General features: G+C 62.1%; 22 protein-coding genes. 10 read left to right on the top strand and 12 right to left on the bottom strand.

Features of this window, described 5'->3' with window-relative positions:
- Positions 1-109: 109 nt before the first annotated feature.
- Positions 110-730, bottom strand: coding sequence for a LysE family translocator (locus ACF6ZU_RS28560; RefSeq protein WP_392889227.1), 621 nt, complete (start codon positions 728-730; stop codon positions 110-112).
- A 211-nt stretch (positions 731-941) separates the two neighbouring features.
- Positions 942-1838 (bottom strand): DMT family transporter, encoded by an 897-nt coding sequence (locus ACF6ZU_RS28555; protein ID WP_392889224.1) that lies wholly within the window; start codon positions 1836-1838, stop codon positions 942-944.
- Between the two features lie 102 nt (positions 1839-1940).
- On the opposite strand from ACF6ZU_RS28555, the gene ACF6ZU_RS28550 reads away from it, so the two are divergent.
- Both ACF6ZU_RS28550 and ACF6ZU_RS28545 read left to right on the top strand, forming a co-directional pair.
- Positions 1941-3272 carry a PLP-dependent aminotransferase family protein gene (locus ACF6ZU_RS28550; RefSeq protein WP_392889222.1) on the top strand — a complete coding sequence of 444 codons (1332 nt, stop codon included), beginning with the start codon at positions 1941-1943 and terminating at the stop codon, positions 3270-3272.
- Positions 3273-3625: 353 nt separating this feature from the next.
- On the top strand, positions 3626-4213 hold the full coding sequence (locus tag ACF6ZU_RS28545; protein WP_392889220.1) for a LysE family translocator: 588 nt from the start codon (positions 3626-3628) through the stop codon (positions 4211-4213).
- Here ACF6ZU_RS28545 and ACF6ZU_RS28540 read toward each other — a convergent pair.
- The 4 genes from ACF6ZU_RS28540 to ACF6ZU_RS28525 form a co-directional block, all read right to left on the bottom strand.
- Positions 4210-5043, bottom strand: coding sequence for a helix-turn-helix domain-containing protein (locus ACF6ZU_RS28540; RefSeq protein WP_392889219.1), 834 nt, complete (start codon positions 5041-5043; stop codon positions 4210-4212). The genes ACF6ZU_RS28545 and ACF6ZU_RS28540 overlap by 4 nt on opposite strands.
- A 58-nt stretch (positions 5044-5101) precedes the next feature.
- On the bottom strand, positions 5102-7606 hold the full coding sequence (locus ACF6ZU_RS28535) for a TonB-dependent siderophore receptor (protein ID WP_392889216.1): 2505 nt from the start codon (positions 7604-7606) through the stop codon (positions 5102-5104).
- An 85-nt stretch (positions 7607-7691) separates the two neighbouring features.
- On the bottom strand, positions 7692-8675 hold the full coding sequence (locus tag ACF6ZU_RS28530) for a FecR domain-containing protein (RefSeq protein ID WP_392889214.1): 984 nt from the start codon (positions 8673-8675) through the stop codon (positions 7692-7694).
- Between the two features lie 4 nt (positions 8676-8679).
- On the bottom strand, positions 8680-9204 hold the full coding sequence (locus ACF6ZU_RS28525) for a sigma-70 family RNA polymerase sigma factor (RefSeq protein WP_392889212.1): 525 nt from the start codon (positions 9202-9204) through the stop codon (positions 8680-8682).
- A 271-nt stretch (positions 9205-9475) separates the two neighbouring features.
- Between ACF6ZU_RS28525 and ACF6ZU_RS28520 the strand changes: the two genes are divergently transcribed.
- Positions 9476-9724, top strand: a complete 249-nt coding sequence (locus ACF6ZU_RS28520) for a transmembrane sensor/regulator PpyR (protein WP_392889210.1) — start codon at positions 9476-9478, stop codon at positions 9722-9724.
- Entirely contained in the window at positions 9724-10878 is a 1155-nt protein-coding gene (locus tag ACF6ZU_RS28515; protein ID WP_392889207.1) for an NnrS family protein, read from the top strand. Before ACF6ZU_RS28520 ends, ACF6ZU_RS28515 begins: the two co-directional genes overlap by 1 nt.
- On the opposite strand, the gene ACF6ZU_RS28510 is transcribed toward ACF6ZU_RS28515, so the two are convergent.
- Complete coding sequence (locus ACF6ZU_RS28510) at positions 10862-11785, bottom strand: LysR family transcriptional regulator (protein ID WP_392889205.1); 924 nt, start codon at positions 11783-11785, stop codon at positions 10862-10864. The two genes, ACF6ZU_RS28515 and ACF6ZU_RS28510, sit on opposite strands and share 17 nt — an antisense overlap.
- 114 nt (positions 11786-11899) lie before the next feature.
- Here ACF6ZU_RS28510 and ACF6ZU_RS28505 point away from each other — a divergent pair, with 114 nt between their 5' ends.
- From ACF6ZU_RS28505 to ACF6ZU_RS28485, 5 genes are all read left to right on the top strand, one after another.
- Positions 11900-12745: an oxidoreductase gene (locus ACF6ZU_RS28505; RefSeq protein WP_392889203.1), complete on the top strand. Its 846-nt coding sequence runs from the start codon at positions 11900-11902 to the stop codon at positions 12743-12745.
- Positions 12746-12954: 209 nt separating this feature from the next.
- On the top strand, positions 12955-13413 hold the full coding sequence (locus ACF6ZU_RS28500; RefSeq protein ID WP_392889202.1) for a (2Fe-2S)-binding protein: 459 nt from the start codon (positions 12955-12957) through the stop codon (positions 13411-13413).
- A complete protein-coding gene (locus ACF6ZU_RS28495; protein ID WP_392889200.1) occupies positions 13410-15578 on the top strand; it encodes a molybdopterin cofactor-binding domain-containing protein in 2169 nt (722 codons plus the stop codon). Before ACF6ZU_RS28500 ends, ACF6ZU_RS28495 begins: the two co-directional genes overlap by 4 nt.
- Position 15579: 1 nt before the next feature.
- Positions 15580-16158, top strand: a complete 579-nt coding sequence (locus ACF6ZU_RS28490) for a hypothetical protein (RefSeq protein WP_392889197.1) — start codon at positions 15580-15582, stop codon at positions 16156-16158.
- Between the two features lie 74 nt (positions 16159-16232).
- Positions 16233-16814 (top strand): GGDEF domain-containing protein, encoded by a 582-nt coding sequence (locus ACF6ZU_RS28485; protein WP_392889195.1) that lies wholly within the window; start codon positions 16233-16235, stop codon positions 16812-16814.
- A 118-nt stretch (positions 16815-16932) separates the two neighbouring features.
- On the opposite strand, the gene ACF6ZU_RS28480 is transcribed toward ACF6ZU_RS28485, so the two are convergent.
- Positions 16933-17358 carry a VOC family protein gene (locus ACF6ZU_RS28480; RefSeq protein ID WP_392889193.1) on the bottom strand — a complete coding sequence of 142 codons (426 nt, stop codon included), beginning with the start codon at positions 17356-17358 and terminating at the stop codon, positions 16933-16935.
- A 114-nt stretch (positions 17359-17472) separates the two neighbouring features.
- Between ACF6ZU_RS28480 and ACF6ZU_RS28475 the strand changes: the two genes are divergently transcribed.
- Entirely contained in the window at positions 17473-18345 is an 873-nt protein-coding gene (locus ACF6ZU_RS28475; RefSeq protein ID WP_392889191.1) for a LysR family transcriptional regulator, read from the top strand.
- Between the two features lie 166 nt (positions 18346-18511).
- Here ACF6ZU_RS28475 and fabI read toward each other — a convergent pair whose 3' ends face one another.
- The 4 genes from fabI to ACF6ZU_RS28455 are packed head-to-tail and all read right to left on the bottom strand — an operon-like array spanning position 18512 to position 23032.
- On the bottom strand, positions 18512-19306 hold the full coding sequence (gene fabI, locus ACF6ZU_RS28470) for an enoyl-ACP reductase FabI (RefSeq protein WP_084320830.1): 795 nt from the start codon (positions 19304-19306) through the stop codon (positions 18512-18514).
- Between the two features lie 19 nt (positions 19307-19325).
- On the bottom strand, positions 19326-20936 hold the full coding sequence (locus tag ACF6ZU_RS28465) for an ABC transporter ATP-binding protein (protein WP_392889189.1): 1611 nt from the start codon (positions 20934-20936) through the stop codon (positions 19326-19328).
- Position 20937: 1 nt separating this feature from the next.
- On the bottom strand, positions 20938-21957 hold the full coding sequence (locus tag ACF6ZU_RS28460; RefSeq protein ID WP_392889187.1) for an ABC transporter permease: 1020 nt from the start codon (positions 21955-21957) through the stop codon (positions 20938-20940).
- 1 nt (position 21958) lies between these two features.
- Positions 21959-23032, bottom strand: coding sequence for a microcin C ABC transporter permease YejB (locus ACF6ZU_RS28455; RefSeq protein WP_392889186.1), 1074 nt, complete (start codon positions 23030-23032; stop codon positions 21959-21961).
- Positions 23033-23034: the final 2 nt, after the last annotated feature.

Here is a 23034-nt window from a genome sequence, read left to right as displayed (position 1 = left end):
CCTGTAGGAGCGAGCCTGCTCGCGATAGCGGTGTGTCAGTCGACATCAATGTTGGCTGACATGCCCTCATCGCGAGCAGGCTCGCTCCCACAGGTAATCAATCAGCCATTCAGGCGCGGCGCGCCATCAGCAGCACCGACGCCGCCGCCGACAGCAACCCCGCGCAGCAACGGTTGAAAATCCGCTTGCCCCGCGGCTTGGCAAACCAGCGGCGCATGTGCAGGCCCATGTAGGCGTAGGCGCCGATGGCGATCCATTCCAGCATCAGGAACAGTGCGCCAAGCACCGCGAATTGTGGTGTCACGGCTTGGGCCGGATCAACGAACTGAGGCAGGAATGCGGTGAAAATCAGGATCGCTTTCGGGTTGCCGGCGGCCACCAGGAATTCCTGTCGGGCCAGGGTCAGCATCCCGGCCGGTGCGCCGGTCACCACGTTCTCCGTGCCCGGGTCCGCGCGCCACAATTGCCACGCGAGGTAGAACAGGTAGGCCGCGCCGACAATCTTGATCCCGTAGAACAGCAATTCCGAGGTTTGCAGCACCACCGCCAAACCGGCCGAGGCGAGGGCGATCATTCCGGCAAACGCCAACAGCCGACCGATCCCCGCCACGCACGCTGTGCGATAGCCGTAGCGCGTCGAGTTGCTCACCGACAGCAGGTTGTTCGGGCCGGGTGCCATGTTCAGGGCGAAGCAGGCCGGGAGGAAGAGGGAGAGGGTGGCGAGGTCCATGATCGGCTCCAGTAACGAGAGCGATATTTTTACCACAGGTGGGGTGGGGCTCGACCCGTACAGTCAACACCCAATACTGACCCGGTCACCAGGCATCACGCCAATCTCCTGTAGGAGCCGGCTTGCTGGCGATAGCGGTGGGTCAGCCGACCTATTTATTGTCTGAACGGACGCGATCGCCAGCAAGCCGGCTCCTACAGGGGATCGGGGATTACTTGGCGAATTTCTTCGCGCCCGCTACGCACAGAATCACAGCAACCGTTACCCCCAGCATTCCGATACTCACCTGCTCGTGAAGCAACGTCGCCGCCAGCGCCAGCCCAAAAAACGGCTGCAGCAATTGCAACTGCCCCACAGCCGCAATCCCGCCCTGGGCCAATCCGCGGTACCAGAACACAAACCCGATCAGCATGCTGAACAGCGACACATAGCCCAGGCTGAACCACGCCGGCCATGTGATCCCCGAAAACGAGGCGGGCATGCGCCACAGGGTCAACAGCGCCATCACCGGCAACGACAACACCAGCGCCCAGCAAATCACCTGCCAGCCGCCGAGTGTCCGGGACAGTTTCGCCCCTTCGGCATAACCGAGGCCGCAGGCCAGGATGGCCGCCAGCATCAGCAGGTCGCCTGCAGGCGAGGTGGTCAGGCCTTGGGACACGGCGAAGCCCACCACCAGCAAGCTGCCCAGAATCGAGAAAAACCAGAACACCGGGCGCGGGCGTTCGCCTCCGCGCAGCACACCAAACACGGCGGTCGCGAGGGGCAACAGGCCGACGAAGACAATCGAGTGCGCCGAGGTCACGTATTGCAGCGCCAGCGCGGTCAGCAGCGGAAACCCGACCACCACGCCCAAGGCGACGATGACCAGCGGCAGCAGTTGGTTGCGCGCTGGGCGTTTTTCCTTGAACAACCACAGCATGCACAGCGCCAACAGACCGGCGATGGTAGCGCGGGCGACGGTGAGGAACACCGGATCGAATTCCAGCACCGCGACCCGCGTGGCAGGCAGCGAGCCGCTGAAGATCACCACGCCGATCAGCCCGTTGAGCCAGCCGCTGGCGGAGTTTTCCCGGGAGTGGGTTTGCAGATTCGATACGCGTTCCATGGCGGTCATACTCGACTGAAGGGTGACAAGGCGGGTTGCCTTGAACCCATCGTATGACCGAGTATTAAGACAATCAAAAAATTGTCATGGATACATCGCCCTATGCCTCGCTTGCGCTACAAGTCGCTGGTCGACAGCTTTGCTGCCGACATCCGTTCAGGACAGTTGCCGCCCGGTACTCGCCTGCCCACCCATCGCCAGCTCGCCGCCGAGCATGGCCTGGCGCTGGTGACGGCGAGTCGGGTATACGCGGAGCTAGAGGCGATGGGCCTGGTCAGCGGCGAAACCGGGCGGGGCACGTTCGTCAGGGAGACCTCGCTTCCGCCCGGCCAGGGCGTGAGCCAGCACGTGGTGGCCGTGGGCATGGCCGATCTCAACTTCAACTACCCGTCATTACCCGGTCAGGCCGACCTGTTGCGAACCGCGTTGCGTCAGCTCGCGTTGTCCGGCGACCTCGAATCCCATCTGCGCTACCAGCCCCATGGCGGGCGAGCGCATGAGCGGGCATCGATTGCCACTCATTTGGCTTCACGCGGGTTGAATGTCGAGGGCGAACAGGTGTTGATCGTCAGCGGTGCCCAGCATGGCTTGACGGTGGCCCTGATGGCGTTGCTCAAACCCGGCGATGTGATCGCCGCCGACGCCTTGACCTACACCGGCTTCAAGGTGCTCGCCGAATCGCTGCACCTGGAAATCGTACCGATTCCCGTCACGGACACCGGGCCTGATCTCGATGCATTCGAGCAGCTTTGCCGGCGCCGCTCGGTGCGGGCCGTCTACAGCATGCCGACGCTGCACAATCCCCTGGGTTGGGTCATGGACGCGCAGTCTCGCGACCGGTTGGTGTCGATTGCCCGTCAGCATGATCTGTTGATCATCGAAGACGCGGCGTACGCCTTCCTGGTCGAAGATGCCCCGGCACCGTTAGCCGAAATCGCACCGGAGCGGACCGTTTACGTCTCGGGGTTCTCCAAGAATATCGCCACCGGATTGCGCGTCGGTTTCGTTGCCGCGCCATTGGAAAAAGTGCCTGCACTGGAACGTGCGATCAGGGCAACCACCTGGAACACACCTGGCGTCATGACGGCGATTGCCTGCGCCTGGCTCGATGATGGCACTGTCGCGCAACTGGAAGCGCAAAAACGCGCCGACGCCCAGGCTCGGCAAGCCATGGCCGCCGAGCTGCTGAAAGGGCTGCGCTGTATCACGCATCCTTCGTCGTACTTTCTCTGGTTGCCCTTGGCCGAAGACGCCAGGGCGGACCAGATCGCCGTGGAATTGATGCACCAGCAAGTCGCCGTCTCCACCGCCGAGCCTTTCGCCACCTCGGTCCATGTGCCGCATGCGATCCGCCTGGCGTTGGGGTCGGTAGACATGGATGCGCTGCGTGCGGCGTTGATCAAGGTGAAACGGGTGGTTGGCGCATACGGATAAACGTCTATCCCGAAACCCGCACAACCCCTGTAGGAGCCAGCTTGCTGGCGATAGCGGTGGGTCAGTCGACACGCCAATTGTCTGAACGGACGCCATCGCCAGCAAGCCGGCTCCTACACGGGGAATGCGTACACACAACCTGTAGGAGCGAGCCTGCTCGCGAAAATCATCCAGACACCGCGTTCCTTCAGGCAGCCCGCGTTATCGTTGACGTCCATCGTCGGAACGCCGCCCGCAGACAAGCTGGCTCCTACAAAGGGCAATCCGTGTGCCTTGGGCAGTTTTCTTCAATACGCCAGCCAGCCCGCTCTTTACCGTGAGGCCTGGTTCAACTGAATTGAAGAAGGTATGCGATGAGTCTGATTATTTCGATGGCGGCGTTTGCGCTGGTGGCGTCGATCACGCCGGGGCCGGTGAATATTGTCGCGTTGAGCTCCGGCGCGCAGTTCGGCTTTCGCGCCAGCCAGCGGCATGTGGCCGGGGTGACGCTGGGTTTTGTGTTGTTGCTGGTGCTGATGGGGCTGGGGCTGCATGAGGTGTTGCAGCTGTGGCCGGCGCTGACGCGGGTGGTGCAACTGGCCGGTGTGGCATTTCTGTTGTTCATGTCATGGAAGCTGGCAGCGGACAATGGCGAGCTTGAGGCGAAGGACTCAGCGCGAGCGCCCTCGATGCTGTACGGCGCAATCATGCAGTGGCTCAATCCGAAAGCCTGGCTGGCCTGCGTCGCCGGCATGGGCGCCTTTGTCGCCGATGGCGAAGCGCGACTGGTCTGGCAGTTTGCCGCGGTGTACCTGGTGATCTGCTACCTGTCCGTCGGCTGCTGGGCGTATGCCGGGACCTTTTTGCGCGGTTACTTGAACAACCCGGCGGGCATGCGCCTGTTCAACCGGATCATGGCGCTGTTGCTGGCGCTGAGCGCGATCTACCTGTTGCTGCCCTAGCCTCGATACTGCCCTGGTGTCGCCGCCAGGTGTTGTTTGAACGCCCGCTGAAAATGCGCCTGATCGGCGAACCCTGCTTCCAGCGCCACGTCGGCGATCAGCTTGCCGCTGCGCAGCCGCTCCCGGGCGAACTGGATCCGCCGGTTGACCAGGAACGCGTGGGGCGTCATGCCGTAATGCTGTTTGAAGGCGCGGATCAGGTACGACGGCGACAGCTGCGCCGCCTCGCAAATGTCTTCGAGCTTGAGCAGTTTCGTGCAGTTGTCACGGATGAAATCCGCCGCGCGCTCCAGTTTGAAATTGGGCTCGCGCAACGGTTGATCGCCCGGGTTGAGCCGTTGCTGCACGTCGGTGAAAAACTCCACTGCCGTGCTGTGTTTACGCAACACGTCCTGCTCGTTATCGATCAACACGGCGTACAGGTCTTTCAGTCCGGTAAACAGGTCGGCGTCGTCGTTGTGCGTGATGGAGAAACGCCGAAACGCCAGGTCATGGCTGAACCCGAGTTGATGCTGCAAATCGGTGAGCCATGGCGTTTCGACGTACAGCATCAGGTACGACCACGGCTGGTCGTCAATCGGATTGCAGGCGTGGACGTCGCCAGGGTTCATCAGCACCACGGTGCCGGCGCTGACTTCGAATTCCGATTGCTCATGGATATAGGTGCTGCGTCCCGCCGTGATCGCACCGATGGAAAAATGTTCGTGAGCGTGGCGGGTGTAGCAGACCTCGCGGCCATCGGCGATGGAGCGGGCTTCGATGAAGGGCAGGGCGTCATCGCGCCAGAAGCGCGGGGCCTTGTCAGCGTCTTTGGCAGCGGTGGGCTTCATCGTCGGTGTCCTCGGCAGGTCAGTTCTGGAGTGTATTAGCTCTCGCACCGATTGCCGATCAGAAATCCCAGCGAGTGGTCAGTTGCAGGCTGCGCGGTTCACCGTAAAAACCGGTGCCGAAGTTGCCGAGCCCGGTGTAGTAGGTCTTGTCGAACAGGTTCTTCACGTTCAGCGTCGTGCTCAGGTGATCGTTGAAGCGGTAGCGCGCCATGACGTCCACCAGGGCATAGCTTTCCTGGGTGATCGTCGAGGACTGGCCGACGTTGACCGGGTCATTCGGGTTGGGCTGGAACACGTTGCCGAAGAATTCGCTCTGCCAGTTCACGCCGCCACCGACGGTGAGTTTTTCCAGTGGGCCGGACAGGCGATAGGTGCTGAACACCCGCACCACCTGTTGCGGCGCCGTGGTTTTCAGGATCGAGCCATAGACGTAATCGCCCTTGCTGTCGCGGGTGTGGTTGTAGCTGTAGCCGGCCGACAGGTTCCAGCCGTCCAGCACTTCGCCCGCCAGTTCAACCTCGAAGCCCTTGATGGTCGCGCCTTGCACCGCGCGGTACACCGACTCGCTGTCGACGCCGCTGACGTACTCGGCGAGGTTGTCCTGCTCGATACGGAACACCGCGAAACTGGCGTTGAGACGTCCGTCGAAATACTCAGCCTTGATCCCCGCTTCGTAGCTGTCGCCCTGCACCGGGTCGAGCAGCTTTCGGTCCGCGTCCTTGCTCATTTGCGGCTGATAGATGCGGGTGTAACTGGTGTACACCGAATAGGTGTCGTCGAGGTCGTAAACCAGCCCGGCGTACGGCGTGACGACGCCCGTCTGGTGGTAGCCATCGTGCAGGTCGGCGGTGTTCGGGTCGCTGTAGTCGAGGTCGTCGCTGGCCTTGAACTGACTGACGCGGGTGCCGAGGATCAACGACAGGTCGTCGGTGGGCTTGAGCCGGGTGGCGAGGTACGCACCGGTCTGGCGCTGGACGATGTCGTTGTCGCCGACCTTGGGAATGTCCGGTTTGGCGAACTCGCCGCGCCAGTCGTAGATGCTGTCGTCGACGGGCGGGTAGACCGAGCCGTGAACCGGAATGTCCTGGCGCGTGTTCATCGACATGAAACCGAGGATCAGTTCGTGCTCGCGACCGAACAGACGAAACGGCCCGCTGAGGTTGACGTCGAGGTTGTCCTGCAACTGATCGCCCTTGAACTTGCCCATGTACATGAACATGCCGTCCCCGGTCACCGGGTCCGGATTGCCGCCGCTGGCCGAGGCGAGGAAGGTGTCGTGCTGGCGATGCTTGCGGTCGTAGCTGACTTTGAGGGCCCAGTCGTTGGCCAGTTGCTGTTGCACCGAGGCGAAGAGCGTCTGGTTGGTGAAATCGCGACGGCTCCAGTCGGTGGCCGGGTTGAACGAGCGGGAAAAATGCGTGCGCGAACCGTCGCTGTTGTACATCGGGAAACCGGTCCAACTGGCGCCACGGGAACGGGTGTTCTGCTGGTCGATGCCGACGGTCAGCAAGGTGTCCGGCGTCAGGTCGGCATCGACGATGCCGTAGGCGATGTCCCGCGTGTTGCGGTAGTTGTCCATGTAGGCGCTGCGGTCCTGATAGGCCCCGACGAAACGCCCACGCACATTGCCGCTTTCGCTCAGCGGACCGGCGATATCGGCGGTGCTGCGGTAGTTGTCCCAGGAACCGACGGCACCGGTGATCGAGGCCTTGAACGCTTTGCTCGGACGCTTGCGGATCAGGTTGACCGTGGCCGACGGATCGCCCGAGCCGGTCATCAGGCCGGTTGCTCCCTTGATGATTTCCACGCGATCGAAGGTCGCCATGTCGGTGCTGGTGGTGCCGTAATCGTAGACACCGTCGTAGTCGGTGTTGACGCCGTCGTACTGGAAATTGGTGATCGGCAGGCCACGGCTGGAGAACTCCCAGCGTTCGCTGTCGTAGTTCTGCACGCTGATGCCGGGCACGCGGCGCAAGGCGTCGGCGATGCTGGTGGAGCCCTGGTCGTCCAGTTGCTGACGGGTGACGACGGTCACCGACTGCGGCGTTTCGCGCAGGGACAGCGGCAGGCCGGTGGCTGACGATGTCGAGCCGGTGGTGTAGGAATGGGTGTCTTCGGTGGTGGCGCCCAGCGCCTGGCCGGAAATGTTGGTCGCGCCCAGTTCCAGCGGCCCGTCCGTTGAGGCGGCGACTTTGAGCACGTAACCACGGCTGCCCTGGGGCTGGGCTTGCAAGCCGCTGCCCTGCAACAGGCGCTGCAAACCTTGCTGCTCGGTGAATTCACCGTGGAGGCCGGGGCTGCGCTTGTCGCTCGCCAGGTCGTTATGGCCAGCGAGGAAAATCCCGGCTTGTTCGGCGAAGCGGTTCAGGACGCTCACCAGCGAGCCAGCCTCGATGGCGTAGAAACGCGTGTGGCTGGCGGCCTGCGCGCTGGCGGCGGGTGATTCGGCTTGAGCAGGTGTCGCGACGAGACAGAGCAACGCCGTCGGAAAGGCCAGTGCCAACGGTCGCAAGGCAAAACGGGTGCGAATGAAGGCGTCGCGCAAATCGGTGTTCCCTGGCATCAGATCGATCGGCAATAGAAGGGCTTCACAGGGTTAACCGAACGAGAAACGCAAAAGGGAACTCTGGCGTTGCATAAATTCCGGATCACACGTTCGGGCCGACGTTGACCCACCAGCTCAGGCGCTTCTCCACGCGTATCGGCAATGCGGCTTCCAGCAGGCGCAAGGCCTGGTCGGTGTCCTTGAGTGGAAACGAACCCATGACCGGCAAACCGGCAATCGCCGGGTCGCACGCCAGATGGCCGTGACGGTAGCGACTCAATTCCTCGATCAGTTGCCCCAGCGGCAGGTTGTCCGCCAGGAGCACTCCGCGACGCCAGGCTTCGCGGCCAGCCGCCGCTTCGGAAGAAGGCGGGATATGGCTTTGTGTGAACGCCAGTTGGCGCCCGGCCTCGACCACTTGCACCTGGCCCTCGGTGGTGCGGACTTCAACCGCGCCTTCGTAGACGTTGAGCAACGTGTGTTGTGCTTCCTGGCGCACGCTGAAGCGCGTACCGAGCGCACGCATCCGGCCCTGGACGGTTTGCACCAGCAACGGTCGGTTGGCGTCCTTGGCGGTGTCGATCAGCACTTCGCCGGCACTCAGCAGCAACAGACGTTGTGTGGTGTCGAAGCGCACGTTCAAGGCGCTCAGGGCATTGAGCCAGAGGCGGCTGCCATCGCTGAGCACACTTTCGCGGGTTTCGCCGGTGCCGGTCGAGATATCGGCGGTCCATCGGCCCAAGGCCTCCGGCAGCGACGTTTCGCGCCAGGCGTTCCAGCCCAGCAGGCCGCCCGAGGCCAGGATGAGCAAGCTCTTGACCGTCTGCCGCCGGCTGATCGGCGTGCGCGCCGTGTTGCGCAACACCAGGCTGGCGGCTTGCGGCTGATCGTCCTGCAACGCGGCGAAGCGTTGGCCCACGCGTTCGATGTAACGCCAGGCTGCCTGGTGATCGCCACTTTGCGCCAGCCACGCTTGCCAGCGTTGGCGCTCGTGTTCGCCGACCTGCTGATCGTTGAGTTGCACATACCATTGCGCCGCCTGTTCGAGGCTGGCGTGGCTGATGCTGCTGGAGGCGGGGGCTGGCATGCGCTTACTCGATCAACAGGCCGTCGAGCTCGGCTTCGAGCATCGCGCAATGCATCAGCGCCTGGGCCAGGTACTTCTTGACCATGCGCTCGCACACGCCGATTTCCTCGGCGATGGCGCGGTAGGGCAGGCCATGCAACTGGGCGAGGATGAACGCGTCGCGCACATTCTTCGGCAGGCGCAACAGCATGGCGTCCACTTCGTACAGGGTTTCAACGATGATCGCCCGTTGCTCCGGCGACGGTTGAACCGCCTGCGGCCGCGAGGCCAGGGTCTCCAGCCACGCCTGTTCCAGTTGCCGACGGCGCCAGTGGTCGATGCACAAACCCCGGGCGATGGTGGCCAGGTAGGAGCGTTCACGGGCTTCGCAGTCGAACACCTGAGGACGTTTGAGTACACGGATAAAGGTGTCGTGGGCCAGGTCTGCGGCATCGAACGCATCGCTCAAACGCCGGCGAAGCAGTTCGTGCAGCCAGCGGTGATGAGTGACGTAGAGGTTTTGAACGCTGGAAGAGTCGGCGACCATCATCGTGAGCACGTGTCCCTGGGCGGCGGGCGCCTTTGGTGCAAATAAGAATTGGTCGCGATTAAAACAAAAGGCTTTGCGCTGTGCAAATGATATTGGTTTGCTTTTAGAGTGCTGTTGTCGATATGACATCGGTTGTAGTCAATAGGACATGTTCTGGGTTGAGTCAAATTGACCTGTCGCGTCTTAACCCCTTGATTTACAAGAACGACAAACCTGGCACGGAAGCTGATATAGCCAACGTACAACTGGTCTGATTCAGGAGTACGAAAAAATGTTCGCTTACTTCAGCAATCCTCAGAATGTCCTGCAGCTGTCGAGCAAAATCCTCGGCGTTGGCCTCGCGATGCTGTTGGCAGGTATCTACGGCGCTTATCTCTACGCCGGCTCCCTGCCAATCGTGATGCTGGTCGCGATGCACGCCATGACCATCGTCGGCCCGACGCTGATCAAGATCGGCTACGTCATGCGCCTGCTGTCCCAGCATCGCCTGGGCAAAGGCCTGACCGTGGCGGTCGCCTGATGCGCCGGCTCGCCTCTGCACCCATTTTCAGCCTCGGCTTTCGTCCGTTCTTTCTTGCAGGCTCCGGTTTTGCGGCCATCGCCGTGGCGGTCTGGGCCGTGTGGCTTTACGGACGCTTGCCCGGCGCGCAACCGGTGGGCGGCATGCTGAGCTGGCACCGACACGAGATGCCGTTCGGCTTCGCAGCGGCGATCATCGCCGGGTTCCTGCTGACGGCGGTGCCGAACTGGACCGGGCGCCCGGGCCTCAACGGCTGGCCCCTGATCGGTTTGCTGCTGGTGTGGCTGGCGGCGCGGCTGGCGTGGCTGCTGCCCATTCCTGCGGTCGCGTTGATTGCGCTGCAAATACCTTTTCTGCCGTTGCTGGCGTGGGTGTTGGGCCGAGACCTGGTGGCCGCCGGCAAACGCGACAATTACCCGATCCTGTTGGTTGTCGCACTGTTGGCCACGACTCAGGCCATGACGTTGTGGGGGATCTCGCCCGATGACGTCGGCCTGCAACGAAACGGCGTGCTGGCGGCGGTGTGGTTGATCGGCGCTTTGATGACTGTGATTGGCGGGCGGGTGATTCCGTTCTTTATCCAGCGTGGCCTGAATCGTCCTGCGGCCAAACCCGCTCATCCATTGCCAACCCGAATCCTGTTGGCGAGCAGTTTGCTGTCGGCCGTTGCCTTTGCCGGCGGTTTCAACGATGTCCCCCGGGTGTGGCTCGCGGCGTTGTTTCTGTTGATCGGCGGCTTGCACCTGCTGCGTCTCTGGCGTTGGCATGACCGGGGCATCTGGCGCGTGCCGCTGTTGTGGTCGTTGTACCTGGCGTATTTCTGGCTGGCTGTCGCCACGCTGGCCATGGCGCTGTGGCATTTGGGTGTGCTGCCGCAACAGAGCCTGGCGACGCATTCGCTGGCCGTCGGCGGGATCGGCGGCCTGATCCTGGCGATGATTGCCCGGGTCAGCCTCGGCCATACCGGGCGCTTGTTGCAGCCGTCGAAAGCGATTGTCGTCGGGTTCTTCCTGTTGTTGATGGCCAGCGTCTGTCGTGTGCTGCTCGTGCCGTTTTCCGGCAGCGGGCTGGCGCTGTCCGCGCTGTTCTGGTGTGCGGCGTTCGCGCTGTTCCTCGTGTGCTACAGCGGCATCCTGTTCAAACCGAGGGTTTGAGGCTGCCCTGGCTGGCGACCCAGCGCGTGGCCAGGTCGATAAAGGCGCGCAGCTTCGGCTGCGTCTGGGTGCGGCTGGGAAAGTACAGGTACAGCGCCGAACTGAGCGGCACAAACGGCACCAGTACCCGTTCCAGTCGTCCATCCGCCAGCTCGTCGGCGATCTCCAGGTCACAGGCATACGCCAGCCCCGAGCCGTTGCGCGCGGCTGACACCAGCAGCTGTCGGTCGTTGACGATCACGCCTCCCTCGACCCCCACGGTGAAGTCGCGGCCCTCGCGGCGAAACTCCCAGCGATGCGCATTGCCCGAAGTCGAGAAACGAAAACCGATGCATTGATGTCGGGTCAGCTCTTCCGGGCTTGCGGGTTTGCCGGCCTTGGCGAAGTACCCCGGAGCGCCCACCACCGACCATTGCAGATCGGGCGTGAGGCGCACGGCGATCATGTCTTTTTCGATGGATTCGCCCAGGCGGATCCCGGCATCGAATCCGCCAGCCATCAGGTCCACCGTGGCGTCATCGAGGGAAATGTCGAGGGTGACTTGCGGGTACGCCGCGCGAAACAGCGGAATCAGCGGCTCAATCAACAAGGCCCCGGACAAACGCGGGGCCGTGAGGCGCAGCGTGCCGATGGGCTGATCGCTGAAACTGCTGAGCACCGCCAGCGCTTCGTCGATCTCGTTGGCCGCCGGGCGCAAGCGTGCAAACAGGCTGGCGCCTGCCTCGGTCAACGCGACCCGGCGCGTGGTGCGCTGGAACAGCAACACCCCGGTGCGGCGCTCGAGCAATTTGATCGCGTGGCTGATCGCGGTGGGCGTGACCGCCAGGCGCGTCGCGGCAAGGGTGAAGCTCTTGTGCTCGGCTACCGCCAGAAACTCGGTCAAGCCGTCGAACGGGTCGTAATTCATTGGGGCGCCATTATGAAAGAGCGTTTCATAGTGCTTGTAACACGAGGGCATTTTTCCGAGCAATCATCCTGCGTACCTTGTGCCTACCCCCACTGCACACAAGGAAACACGCTCATGACCACTTCCAACTCCTTCAAGCGTATCTGGCTCATCACTGGCGCTTCCCGTGGCATCGGCGCGAAGATCGCTGCCGCCGCGCTGGCCAACGGCGATGCCGTGGTTGCCACCGCCCGTGACGCCAGCAGCATCACCCAGCGTTTCGGCGAGCAGCCGGGTTTGCTGGCCGCCAGCCTCGACGTCACTGACGAAGCTCAGGGTGTCGCGGTCGCCAAGGCTGCCATCGAGCACTTCGGGCGCATCGACGTGCTGGTCAACAACGCCGGTTTCGGTGTGCTGGGCGCGGTGGAAGAAGCCACTGCCGATGAAGTACGCCGCGTATACGAAACCAATGTGTTCGGCCTGCTCAATGTCACCCGCGCCGTCCTGCCGTACATGCGCGCCGCTCGCAGCGGGCATGTGATCAACCTGTCGTCGGTGGGCGGTTACCAATCGGGACCGGGCTTCGGTGTCTACTGCTCGACCAAGTTTGCCGTCGAAGGCTTGAGCGAGGCGTTGCATGCTGAACTGGCGCCGCTGGGCGTGAAGGTGACCATCGTTGAGCCGGGCTATTTCCGCACCGAGTTTCTCGAAGGCAATTCGCTGGTCGAATCGCCGTCGTCGATTGCCGACTACGACGGCACGGCGGGCGAAGTGCGCAAGATCGCCAAGGCCGTGACCCTGAACCAGCCCGGCGACCCGGACAAACTCGCCCAGGTCATGATCACCCTGGTGGAAGCGCCGAACGCGCCTCTGCGGCTGCCGCTGGGCAGTGACTGCGTCGCGGCGATCGAAGCGAAAAACAGTTTTGTCGCCGGCGAGTTGCAGGCCTGGCGCGAAGTGTCCGTCTCCACCGATTTCTAAACTGAAACGCACCCTGTAGGAGCCGGCTTGCCGGCGATGGCGATTCCGAAGACGCCATCGCCGGCAAGCCGGCTCCTACAGTTTTGTGGTGATCTTTGGAGTACCGGCGGTCGATGAACCGGTCTCGCCCGGCAATTTGCGCTTAGCTGAAAGGATAACGCCGACCCACACACAATAACGGCGTCACCGTGAGCCTGAGGAAAATCGTCATGCTGACCTTGAACATCAATGGCAAGGATCAGGAGCTCGACGTCCCTGCGGACATGCCGTTGCTCTGGGTCCTGCGCGATGTTGCGCACCTGACCGGGACCAAATTCGGTTGCGGCATGGCCCAATGCGGTGCCTGCACCGTGCACGTCGATGGCGCACCGTTGCGCGCCTGCATCACGCCCGCCACAGCCGTGGCCCATGGGCAGAAGATTCTCACCATCGAAGGCCTGTCCACCGACGGCTCGCACCCGGTGCAACAAGCCTGGGCCGAACTCGATGTGGTGCAGTGCGGCTATTGTCAGTCCGGGCAGATCATGTCGGCGGCGGCCTTGCTGGCAAAAATCCCCAAACCCACCGACGGCGATATCGACCAGGCACTCTCCGGCAACATCTGCCGCTGCGGCACCTACCCGAGGATTCGCGCGGCGGTCAAACGGGCTGCGGAGATTGGCTCATGAACAGCCTCGAACCGTTATCCCGTCGCGGCTTTCTCAAGGGCAGTGCGGTGCTGGGTGGCGGGCTGGTCGTGGCGTTTGTCATCCCCGGGGCGCATCGTTTTGCCCTGGGTGCAGAGGGCCAGGGCAATGTCTTCGCGCCCAATGCATTTCTGCGCATCGGTAACGACAACAGCGTGACGGTGCTGCTCGGTCATTCCGAAATGGGCCAGGGCATCTGGACCGGCCTGACCATGTTGATCGCCGAAGAACTGGACGCCGACTGGTCGAAAATCCGTGTCGAACATTCACCCGCATCGGCCGCCGACTACGGTCTGGCCGGGTTTGGCGGGATGCAGATCACCGGCGGCTCGACCTCGACCTGGATGGAGTTCGACCGCTATCGGCAGGCTGGTGGGGCGGCGCGTCTGATGCTGGTGCAGGCTGCGGCCAAGCGTTTCGATGTCGCGCCGTCGACCATTCGCACCGAATCGGGCGTGGTGATTGCCGGTGAGCATCGCGTCACCTATGGCGATCTGGCGGATGACGCGGGCAAGTTGCCGGTGCCGGATCCGGCGTCGATCATCTTCAAGCAGCCCAAGGACTGGAAGGTCATCGGCAAACCCACCAAGCGCCTGGACACCCCGGAAAAAATCACCGGCCGGGCGAAATTCGGCATGGACGTTCAATTCGAAGGCCTGATGACCGCCATGGTCGCGCGCCCGCCGGTACTGGGCGGGCACGTCAAATCCTTCGAAGGCGCCGGCGCGCTGGCGATACCGGGCGTGCACAAAGTGGTGCAGGTGCCCACGGGCGTGGCGGTGATTGCCGATCATTACTGGGCGGCGAAGCTGGGGCGTGATGCGCTGAAGGTCGATTGGGACCTCGGGCCGAACGCCGGGCTCGACAGCCAGACCTTGCTGGAAAGCTTTCGCAAACTCGCCGGCACACCGGGCGCCTCGGCCAGCAAGTCCGGTGATGCCGCCGGCGCATTGAGCAAGGCCGCCAAGACCATCGACGTCGAATACAGCGTGCCGTATCTGGCGCACGCGCCGATGGAGCCGCTCAACTGCACCGTCAGCATCACCAAGGACAAATGCGAGATCTGGACCGGCACGCAGTTCCAGACCCTGGATCAAATGATCGCGGGGAAAATCACCGGGCTCAAACCAGAGCAAGTGCAGATTCACACCGAGTTTCTGGGCGGTGGTTTCGGCCGTCGGGCCAACCCGACCTCGGACTTCGTCGCGGAAGCGGTCGAAGTGGCGAAGGCGGCGGGCGGGCCGGTGAAAACCGTGTGGTCGCGGGAGGACGACATTCGCGGCGGTTACTACCGCTCCGCGTTCCTGCACCAGGCGCGCATTGGCCTGGATGCCAACGGCATGCCGATGGCCTGGAAGCACTCGATGGTCGGGCAGTCGATCATGGACGGCACGGCGTTTGCGGCCACCATGGTCAAGGACGGTGTCGACAAGACGTCGGTCGAAGGCGTCGCCGACAGCCCGTACCTCGAAGGCATGGCCAATCATCAGGTTGAGCTGCATTCGCCGAGGACCGGCATCACGGTGCTGTGGCTGCGTTCGGTGGGGCATACCCACACCGCGTTTGTCATGGAATCGTTGATCGACGAGTTGGCGGAGGCGGCCGGCAAGGACCCGGTGGACTATCGCCGCACCTTGCTCAAAAGCCATCCGCGCCATCTTGGCGTGCTGAATCTCGCCGTCGAGAAAGCCAACTGGTCGGCACCCTTGCCGGACGGCCATGCGCTGGGTGTGGCGGTGCATGAATCGTTTGGCAGCTACGTCGCGCAGGTCGTCGAAGTGTCCCAGGACAACCTGAAAGTCCGCGTGCACCGGGTGGTGTGCGCGGTGGACTGCGGGATTGCGGTGAACCCGATGAGCATTGCAGCGCAGATGGAATCGGCCATCACCTTCGGCCTCGGGTTCACCTTGCACAGCAAGCTGACCTTCAAGAACGGGCAAGTGGTGCAGTCCAACTACCACGACTATCAAGTGTTGCGGCTCAACGAAATGCCGGTGGTAGAAGTGCACATCGTGCCCAGCACCGACAAGCCCGGCGGTATCGGTGAGGCTGGCGTACCGCCGACGGCACCGGCCGTGGCCAACGCAGTGTTCGCCCTGACCGGGCAGCGTCTGCGCGAATTACCCTTGCAGCTGTCGGGGGTATGAGATGAAACGACATCTTGTGCTTGGAGCAGTGGTGCTGGTCGGCCTGACGATTTACGCCTCGGCCCTTTTCGCTGAGGACAAACAAGCGTTGAAGGCGTTCGAGACCGTGCAGAAAGTCTTCCAGAACCCGCGTTGCCAGAACTGCCACATTCCCGGCGACTCGCCATTGCAGTTCGACGCCGGGACGCCCCACGCGATGAACGTGGTCCGGGGCATGGACGGCAAGGGTGCCGCAGGTTTGCCCTGCACCACCTGTCATGCCGAAAACAACCCGCCAGCCAGTTACGGCCCGCATGCGCCACCGGGGGCGCCGCACTGGAGCCTGCCGCCCGCGGCGCACAAAATGGCCTGGATCGGGCTGCCCGCCGACAAGCTGTGCGCGATGATCAAGGACCGTTCCAGTAACGGCGACCGTGATTTCGCGGCACTGATCAAGCACGTCAGCGAGGACAAACTGGTGCTGTGGGGCTGGAATCCGGGCGAGGGCAGGGCGCCGGTGCCGGTGCCGCACGACATTTTCGTCACCCAGTTCAAGCTTTGGGCCGATGCCGGAGGCCCCTGTCCGGTGGCAGGCAGTTGACCGGCGGTCCGTTAGCAGGGAGTCATAGTGGCGATGGGCGACTCTAAAGAACATACCCGCCACTGGAGCAAGTAATGCTGATCCCAGGCAAACCGGTCAAACACGGTGCTAGCACAGACCCTTCGCTTTCACCGCAACAGGCACGGGAAATACTGCGAGACATGGCCCGCACCGCCGAACAGGCCGTGATGGGCGTGACCATGGCGAGCATGGATGAGCTGACGCTGCTGTCCAATCGTCACGGTTTCACCACGTTGGCCCAACTGGGGCTGGACGTCTGCCAGCGCCTGGAAATACCGGCCACCTTGCTGTATTTCGACCTCGATTACTTCAAGCAGATCAACTACCTGTACGGTCGTGCGGAGGGTGATGACGCGCTGAAAACCTTCGCCGACGTGCTGCGTATCGCGTTTCGCGAAAGCGATGTAGTGGGGCGGCTGGGCGATGATGAGTTTGTGGTGTTGTTGACCGGCTCAAGCGCTGTGGATCTGAATGCGATCAAGGTGCGGCTGGAAGAGATTCTCGACGAGCGCAATGCGACGATGCGTCGTGGTTATGACATTCGTTTCAGTATTGGGCAGGTTGAGTACGACATGGCGGTTCATCATTCAGTGGATGAATTGCTGGATGAGGTGGAGCTTTTGCTGCATCGGTAGGCAGAGGTCGGCGGTGTATTGGCCGGCCTCATCGCCAGCAAGCCGGCTCCTACAGGGAACGCATTCCATTGTAGAAGCCGGCTTGCTGGCGATGGCGTCTTAACAGACACCTACTACTTCACTTGGCAAACAACTGCCCAATATCCTTGAACGCCTTGAACTCCAGCGCATTCCCACAAGGATCAAACAGAAACATTGTCGCCTGTTCACCCACCAACCCTTGAAACCGGATTCCCGGCTCAATCACGAATCGGGTTTCACGCGCCTTCAGCCGTTCCGCCAGCCGTTCCCATTCCTCCATCCCCAGCACCACGCCAAAATGCGGCACTGGCACGTCATGCCCGTCCACGGCGTTGGTGTGCGCCGCTTCCTGGGAAGCGTTTTTCGGCGCGAGGTGAATCACCAGTTGATGGCCGAAAAAGTTGAAGTCGACCCAATGATCGCTGGAGCGGCCTTCCTCGAGGCCGAAGACCTCACCGTAAAAAGACCGGGCCGCCGCCAGGTCATACACCGGGATCGCCAGATGAAAAGGGCTGAGTTGCATCGTTGAACCTCACAGGCTGTTGGTCTTTGAGGCTGAGTTTACCGCTGTGCTTTTTGATTGAAAGACGATAGTTTTTGCATCGAGCTCAAATAATTTCGATCAATCGAGAACGCCATGTTGCGTGAACTGAAAACCTTCATCGCCGTCACCCGTTATGGCACTTTCGCGGCCGCGGGCATGCACATCGGCCTCACGCAGTCGGCGGTCAGCGCGCAGATGCGCAATCTGGAGCAGGCGCTGGGCATTCGTTTGTTCGATCGCACCGGGCGCCAGGCGATTCTCAACGCGGCGGGGCAGCGGGCGCTGCCGATGGCTCGGGAAATGCTCGACACCTTCAGTCGCATGGCGGTCAGCGATGATGTCAGCGAGTACCGTGGCGAGCTGAAAATCGGCGCCGTGGCCACCGCCCAGACCGGGCTGTTGCCCCAGGCTTTATTACGGCTGCGCCAGCAAGCGCCGCTGCTCGAACCGAAGCTGGTGCCCGGTGTGTCGCTTAACTTGCTGAGCCAGGTGGACACCGGCGAGGTGGATCTGGCGATCCTGATCAAGCCACCCTTTGAGCTGCCCAAGGAGTTGTCGGCGCAGGTGATCCGCCGTGAGCCGTTTGTGTTGATCGTGCCCGCTGACCTGGAAGGCGATGAGCCGTTGCAGCTGTTGGCAGATCACCCGCATGTGCGCTACGACCGCAATTCGTTCGGTGGGCGGCTGGTGACGCGGTTTCTGCGTGAGCAACACATCGAGGTGCGCGTGGCGCTGGAGCTGGACGAGCTGGAGGCCATCGTGAAAATGGTCGAATGCGGGCTTGGTGTTTCGCTGCTGCCCGAAGCCGGGTTGTGGCTGGAGTATGGCGCCAAGGTCAGGATCATCCCGTTGGGCGAATTGACCTTCCACCGCGAGATCGTCCTGTTGCAGCGCTACAGCCAGCGTTCACAGCCGATCCAGCAATTGTTCACCGACTGCCTCACCTCGAACACACAACCCCTGTAGGAGCCGGCTTGCCGGCGATAGCAATGTCACATCCAACATTTGCAGTGAGCCGGACATCGTCATCGCCAGCAAGCTGGCTCCTACAGGGATTTGCGGTGAGAATTGGAATCGCAGGCACAAAAAAACCCGCCTAGGGAGGCGGGTTTTTTATTGGCCGAGCCGAAGATTACTCTTCGAGGCTGCCCATGGCCGTGGTGTTGAAACCACCGTCCACGTACATGATTTCACCGCTGATGCCGGACGCCAGGTCCGAGCACAGGAAGGCGCCGGCGTTGCCGACTTCTTCGATGGTGACGTTGCGACGCAGCGGCGTTTGCGCTTCGTTGGCGGCCAGCATCTTGCGGAAGTTTTTGATGCCGGAAGCCGCGAGGGTGCGGATCGGGCCAGCCGACACGCAGTTGACGCGGGTGCCGTCCGGGCCCAGGGAACCGGCCAGGTAACGCACGCCAGCTTCCAGCGAAGCCTTGGCCATACCCATCACGTTGTAGTTCGGCATGGTGCGCTCGGCGCCCAGGTACGACAGGGTCAGCAGGCTGCCATTGCGGCCTTTCATCATTTCGCGACCGGCTTTGGCCAGGGCCACGAAGCTGTAGGCGCTGATGTCGTGAGCGATGCGGAAACCTTCACGGGTGGTGGCTTCGGTGAAGTCGCCGTCCAGTTGGTCGCCCGGGGCGAAGCCGACGGAGTGCACGATGCAATCCAGGCCGTCCCACTTCTTGCTCAGCGCTTCGAAGACCTTGGCGATTTCTTCATCGCTGGCCACGTCGCACGGGAAGCACAGGTCCGGGTTGGAACCCCAGCTTTGTGCGAACTCTTCGACACGACCCTTGAGTTTGTCGTTCTGATAAGTGAAGGCAAGCTCAGCGCCCTCGCGATGCATGGCGGCAGCGATGCCGGATGCGATGGACAGCTTGCTGGCGACACCGACGATCAGTACGCGCTTACCGGCGAGAAAACCCATGTGTTGCTCCTCTTTCAGGTTATTGCGCAGTGGCTGGTGCCAGAAAAGCGGCTTCCAGCAACTGCTGTGTATACGGATGTTGGGGGGCGGCAAAGATACTTTGCGCGTCCCCCTGTTCGACCACTTGGCCATGCTTGACCACCATCAGCTGGTGGCTCAGCGCTTTGACGACAGCCAGGTCATGGCTGATAAACAGATACGTCAGGTTGTACTTGGTTTGCAGTGAACGCAGCAGCTCCACCACTTGGCGCTGCACTGTCCGGTCGAGGGCCGAAGTCGGCTCGTCCAGCAGAATCAGCGCCGGTTTTAACACCAATGCCCGGGCAATGGCGATTCTCTGCCGTTGCCCGCCGGAAAATTCGTGGGGGTAGCGGTGCCGGGTGTCCGGATCCAGACCTACCTCCTTCAGTGCCTCGATAATCGCTTGTTCCTGTTCCGCCTCGGTGCCGATCTTGTGGATCCGCAGGCCTTCGCCGACGATCTGGCTCACGCACATCCGCGGGCTCAGGCTGCCGAACGGGTCCTGGAACACCACCTGCATCTCCCGACGCAGCGGCCGAACCTGTTGCTGCGTCAGGCAGTCTAGCTGCTTGCCTTCAAACCGGATCGCGCCTTTGCTACCGATCAGCCGCAAAATCGCCAACCCGAGGGTCGACTTGCCGGAACCGCTTTCACCCACGATCCCGAGGGTCTGCCCCTGCGGCAGGCTGAAATTAATGCCGTCCACCGCTTTGATGTGATCGACGGTCTTTTTCAGCAGGCCTTTCTTGATCGGGAACCAGACTTTCAAGTCCTCGACCTGCAACAACGGCGGGCCTATCACGTTGGTCGCCGGCTTGCCGCTGGGCTCCGCTGCCAGCAGTTCCCGAGTGTACGGATGCTGCGGCGCGCGGAACAACTCTTCGCACGATGCCTGTTCGACGATGCAACCGCGCTGCATGACACATACGCGATGCGCAATTCTTCGCACAAGGTTCAAATCGTGACTGATCAGTAACAATGCCATGCCCAGGCGGGCCTGCAATTCCTTGAGCAATTCGAGGATTTTCAGCTGGACGGTCACGTCCAGCGCGGTGGTCGGTTCATCCGCGATCAGCAGTTCCGGCTCGTTGGCCAGGGCCATGGCGATCATCACCCGCTGACGCTGGCCACCGGACAATTCGTGGGGCAAGGCCTTCAGGCGCTTGTGCGGCTCGGGAATGCCGACCAGTTCCAGCAACTCAAGGGTGCGCTTGGTGGCGACTTTGCCGACCAGGCCTTTGTGGATGCCCAGCACCTCGTTGATCTGCTTTTCGATCGAGTGCAGCGGGTTGAGCGAGGTCATCGGCTCCTGGAAAATCATCGCGATCCGGTTGCCGCGGATGTGGCGGATGGTTTTCTCTTTCTGGCTCAGCAGGTCCTGCCCCGCATACTCAATGGTGCCGCTCGGATGCCGTGCGAGCGGGTAGGGCAGCAGCCGCAGGATCGAGTGGGCGGTCACCGATTTGCCGGAACCGCTTTCACCGACCAGGGCCAGGGTTTCGCCACGCCGGATATCGAAACTGACGCCTTCGACCACACGTTGGCAGCGCTCACCGACGACGAATTCGACGGACAGGTCGCGCACTTCGATCAGATTGTCCTGATTCATTTCACTTCCTCGGGTCGAAGGCATCGCGAGCGGACTCGCCGATGAACACCAGCAGACTCAACATCAGCGCCAGCACCGCAAACGCGCTCATGCCCAGCCACGGCGCCTGCAGGTTGGATTTACCCTGGGCCACCAGCTCGCCCAGCGACGGCGCGCCCGGCGGCAAACCGAAACCGAGGAAATCGAGGGCGGTCAGCGTGCCGATGGCGCCGGTCAGGATGAACGGCATGAAGGTCATGGTCGAGACCATGGCGTTCGGCAAAATATGGCGGAACATGATCGCACCGTTCTGCATCCCCAGCGCTCGCGCCGCGCGCACGTATTCGAGGTTGCGCCCGCGCAGGAACTCGGCACGGACCACGTCCACCAGGCTCATCCACGAAAACAGCAGCATGATCCCCAGCAGCCACCAGAAGTTCGGCTGGACGAAGCTGGCGAGAATGATCAGCAGATACAACACCGGCAAACCCGACCAGATCTCCAGGAAGCGCTGCCCGGCCAGATCGACCCAGCCACCGTAGAAACCCTGCAGCGCCCCGGCAATCACACCGATGATCGAGCTGAGAATGGTCAGGCTCAGGGCAAACAGCACGGAAATCCGGAAACCGTAGATCACCCGCGCCAACACGTCGCGACCCTGGTCGTCAGTGCCCAGCAGGTTGTCGGCGGAGGGCGGCGCGGGGGCGGGGACTTTCAGGTCGTAGTTGATGCTTTGGTAGCTGAAAGGAATCGGCGCCCACAACACCCAGGCGTCCTTGGCTTTTAGCAGTTCGCGGATGTACGGGCTCTTGTAGTTGGCTTCCAGCGGGAATTCGCCGCCGAAGGTGGTTTCCGGGTAGCGCTTGATCGCCGGGAAGTACCAGCTGTTGTCGTAGTGCACCACCAGCGGTTTGTCGTTGGCGATCAGCTCGGCACCGAGGCTCAGGCCGAACAGCACCAGGAACAGCCACAGCGACCACCAGCCACGCTTGTTGGCCTTGAACAGTTCGAAACGTCGGCGATTGAGAGGGGACAGGTTCATCTCAATGCTCCCGGCTTTCGAAGTCGATGCGCGGATCGACAAAGGTGTACGTCAGGTCGCCGATCAGTTTCACCACCAGCCCCAGCAACGTGAAGATGAACAGCGTGCCAAAGACCACCGGGTAATCACGGTTGATCGCCGCTTCGAAGCTCATCAGCCCCAGCCCGTCGAGGGAGAAGATCACTTCCACCAACAACGAGCCGGTGAAGAAGATCCCGATGAAGGCCGAAGGGAAACCGGCGATCACCAGCAGCATGGCGTTACGGAACACATGGCCGTAGAGCACGCGGTGGTTGGTCAGGCCTTTGGCTTTGGCCGTCACCACGTACTGCTTGTTGATTTCATCGAGGAAGCTGTTTTTGGTGAGCAGGGTCATGGTCGCGAAGTTGCCGATCACCAGCGCGGTCACCGGCAACGCCAGGTGCCAGAAATAATCGAGCACCTTGCCGCCCATGCTCAGTTCATCGAAGTTGTTCGAGGTCAGGCCCCGTAGCGGAAACCAGTCGAAATAACTGCCGCCGGCGAACAGCACGATCAGCAGGATGGCGAACAGGAACGCCGGGATCGCGTAGCCGACGATGATCAACGAGCTGGTCCAGACGTCGAAATGGCTGCCGTGCCGCGTGGCCTTGGCGATCCCCAGCGGGATCGACACCAGGTACATGATCAGCGTGCTCCACAGCCCGAGGGAGATCGAGACCGGCATCTTTTCCTTGATCAGGTCGATGACCTTGGCGTCACGGAAGAAGCTGTCGCCGAAATCCAGGGTGGCGTAGTTCTTGACCATGATCCACAAGCGTTCCGGCGCCGATTTGTCGAAGCCGTACATGTGCTCGATTTCCTTGACCAGCGCGGGATCGAGACCCTGGGCGCCGCGATAGGCCGAGCCAGCCACCGACACTTCGGCACCGCCGCCGGCAATGCGGCTGGTGGCGCCTTCGAAGCCTTCAAGCTTGGCGATCATTTGCTCTACCGGCCCCCCGGGGGCGGCCTGGATGATCACGAAGTTGATCAGCAAGATGCCGAACAACGTCGGGATGATCAGCAGCAGTCGCCGAAAAATATACGCCAGCATCT

It is taken from the genome of Pseudomonas migulae (assembly GCF_043225285.1).
In the GTDB taxonomy this organism is placed as follows: domain Bacteria; phylum Pseudomonadota; class Gammaproteobacteria; order Pseudomonadales; family Pseudomonadaceae; genus Aquipseudomonas; species Aquipseudomonas migulae_C.
This window is presented reverse-complemented; position numbering and strand designations above follow the sequence as displayed.

What these genes read in the sequence shown, in the direction of transcription:
- ACF6ZU_RS28535 (WP_392889216.1), bottom strand. Translation starts at nt 7,606, where the DNA reads ATGCCAGGGAACACCGATTTGCGCGACGCCTTCATTCGCACCCGTTTT.
- ACF6ZU_RS28515 (WP_392889207.1), top strand. Translation starts at nt 9,724, where the DNA reads ATGCGCCGGCTCGCCTCTGCACCCATTTTCAGCCTCGGCTTTCGTCCG.
- ACF6ZU_RS28525 (WP_392889212.1), bottom strand. Translation starts at nt 9,204, where the DNA reads ATGATGGTCGCCGACTCTTCCAGCGTTCAAAACCTCTACGTCACTCAT.
- ACF6ZU_RS28475 (WP_392889191.1), top strand. Translation starts at nt 17,473, where the DNA reads ATGTTGCGTGAACTGAAAACCTTCATCGCCGTCACCCGTTATGGCACT.
- ACF6ZU_RS28560 (WP_392889227.1), bottom strand. Translation starts at nt 730, where the DNA reads ATGGACCTCGCCACCCTCTCCCTCTTCCTCCCGGCCTGCTTCGCCCTG.
- ACF6ZU_RS28485 (WP_392889195.1), top strand. Translation starts at nt 16,233, where the DNA reads ATGCTGATCCCAGGCAAACCGGTCAAACACGGTGCTAGCACAGACCCT.
- ACF6ZU_RS28540 (WP_392889219.1), bottom strand. Translation starts at nt 5,043, where the DNA reads ATGAAGCCCACCGCTGCCAAAGACGCTGACAAGGCCCCGCGCTTCTGG.
- ACF6ZU_RS28520 (WP_392889210.1), top strand. Translation starts at nt 9,476, where the DNA reads ATGTTCGCTTACTTCAGCAATCCTCAGAATGTCCTGCAGCTGTCGAGC.
- ACF6ZU_RS28500 (WP_392889202.1), top strand. Translation starts at nt 12,955, where the DNA reads ATGCTGACCTTGAACATCAATGGCAAGGATCAGGAGCTCGACGTCCCT.
- ACF6ZU_RS28465 (WP_392889189.1), bottom strand. Translation starts at nt 20,936, where the DNA reads ATGAATCAGGACAATCTGATCGAAGTGCGCGACCTGTCCGTCGAATTC.
- ACF6ZU_RS28550 (WP_392889222.1), top strand. Translation starts at nt 1,941, where the DNA reads ATGCCTCGCTTGCGCTACAAGTCGCTGGTCGACAGCTTTGCTGCCGAC.
- ACF6ZU_RS28555 (WP_392889224.1), bottom strand. Translation starts at nt 1,838, where the DNA reads ATGGAACGCGTATCGAATCTGCAAACCCACTCCCGGGAAAACTCCGCC.
- ACF6ZU_RS28545 (WP_392889220.1), top strand. Translation starts at nt 3,626, where the DNA reads ATGAGTCTGATTATTTCGATGGCGGCGTTTGCGCTGGTGGCGTCGATC.
- ACF6ZU_RS28460 (WP_392889187.1), bottom strand. Translation starts at nt 21,957, where the DNA reads ATGAACCTGTCCCCTCTCAATCGCCGACGTTTCGAACTGTTCAAGGCC.
- ACF6ZU_RS28530 (WP_392889214.1), bottom strand. Translation starts at nt 8,675, where the DNA reads ATGCCAGCCCCCGCCTCCAGCAGCATCAGCCACGCCAGCCTCGAACAG.
- ACF6ZU_RS28505 (WP_392889203.1), top strand. Translation starts at nt 11,900, where the DNA reads ATGACCACTTCCAACTCCTTCAAGCGTATCTGGCTCATCACTGGCGCT.
- ACF6ZU_RS28480 (WP_392889193.1), bottom strand. Translation starts at nt 17,358, where the DNA reads ATGCAACTCAGCCCTTTTCATCTGGCGATCCCGGTGTATGACCTGGCG.
- ACF6ZU_RS28495 (WP_392889200.1), top strand. Translation starts at nt 13,410, where the DNA reads ATGAACAGCCTCGAACCGTTATCCCGTCGCGGCTTTCTCAAGGGCAGT.
- fabI (WP_084320830.1), bottom strand. Translation starts at nt 19,306, where the DNA reads ATGGGTTTTCTCGCCGGTAAGCGCGTACTGATCGTCGGTGTCGCCAGC.
- ACF6ZU_RS28510 (WP_392889205.1), bottom strand. Translation starts at nt 11,785, where the DNA reads ATGAATTACGACCCGTTCGACGGCTTGACCGAGTTTCTGGCGGTAGCC.
- ACF6ZU_RS28455 (WP_392889186.1), bottom strand. Translation starts at nt 23,032, where the DNA reads ATGCTGGCGTATATTTTTCGGCGACTGCTGCTGATCATCCCGACGTTG.
- ACF6ZU_RS28490 (WP_392889197.1), top strand. Translation starts at nt 15,580, where the DNA reads ATGAAACGACATCTTGTGCTTGGAGCAGTGGTGCTGGTCGGCCTGACG.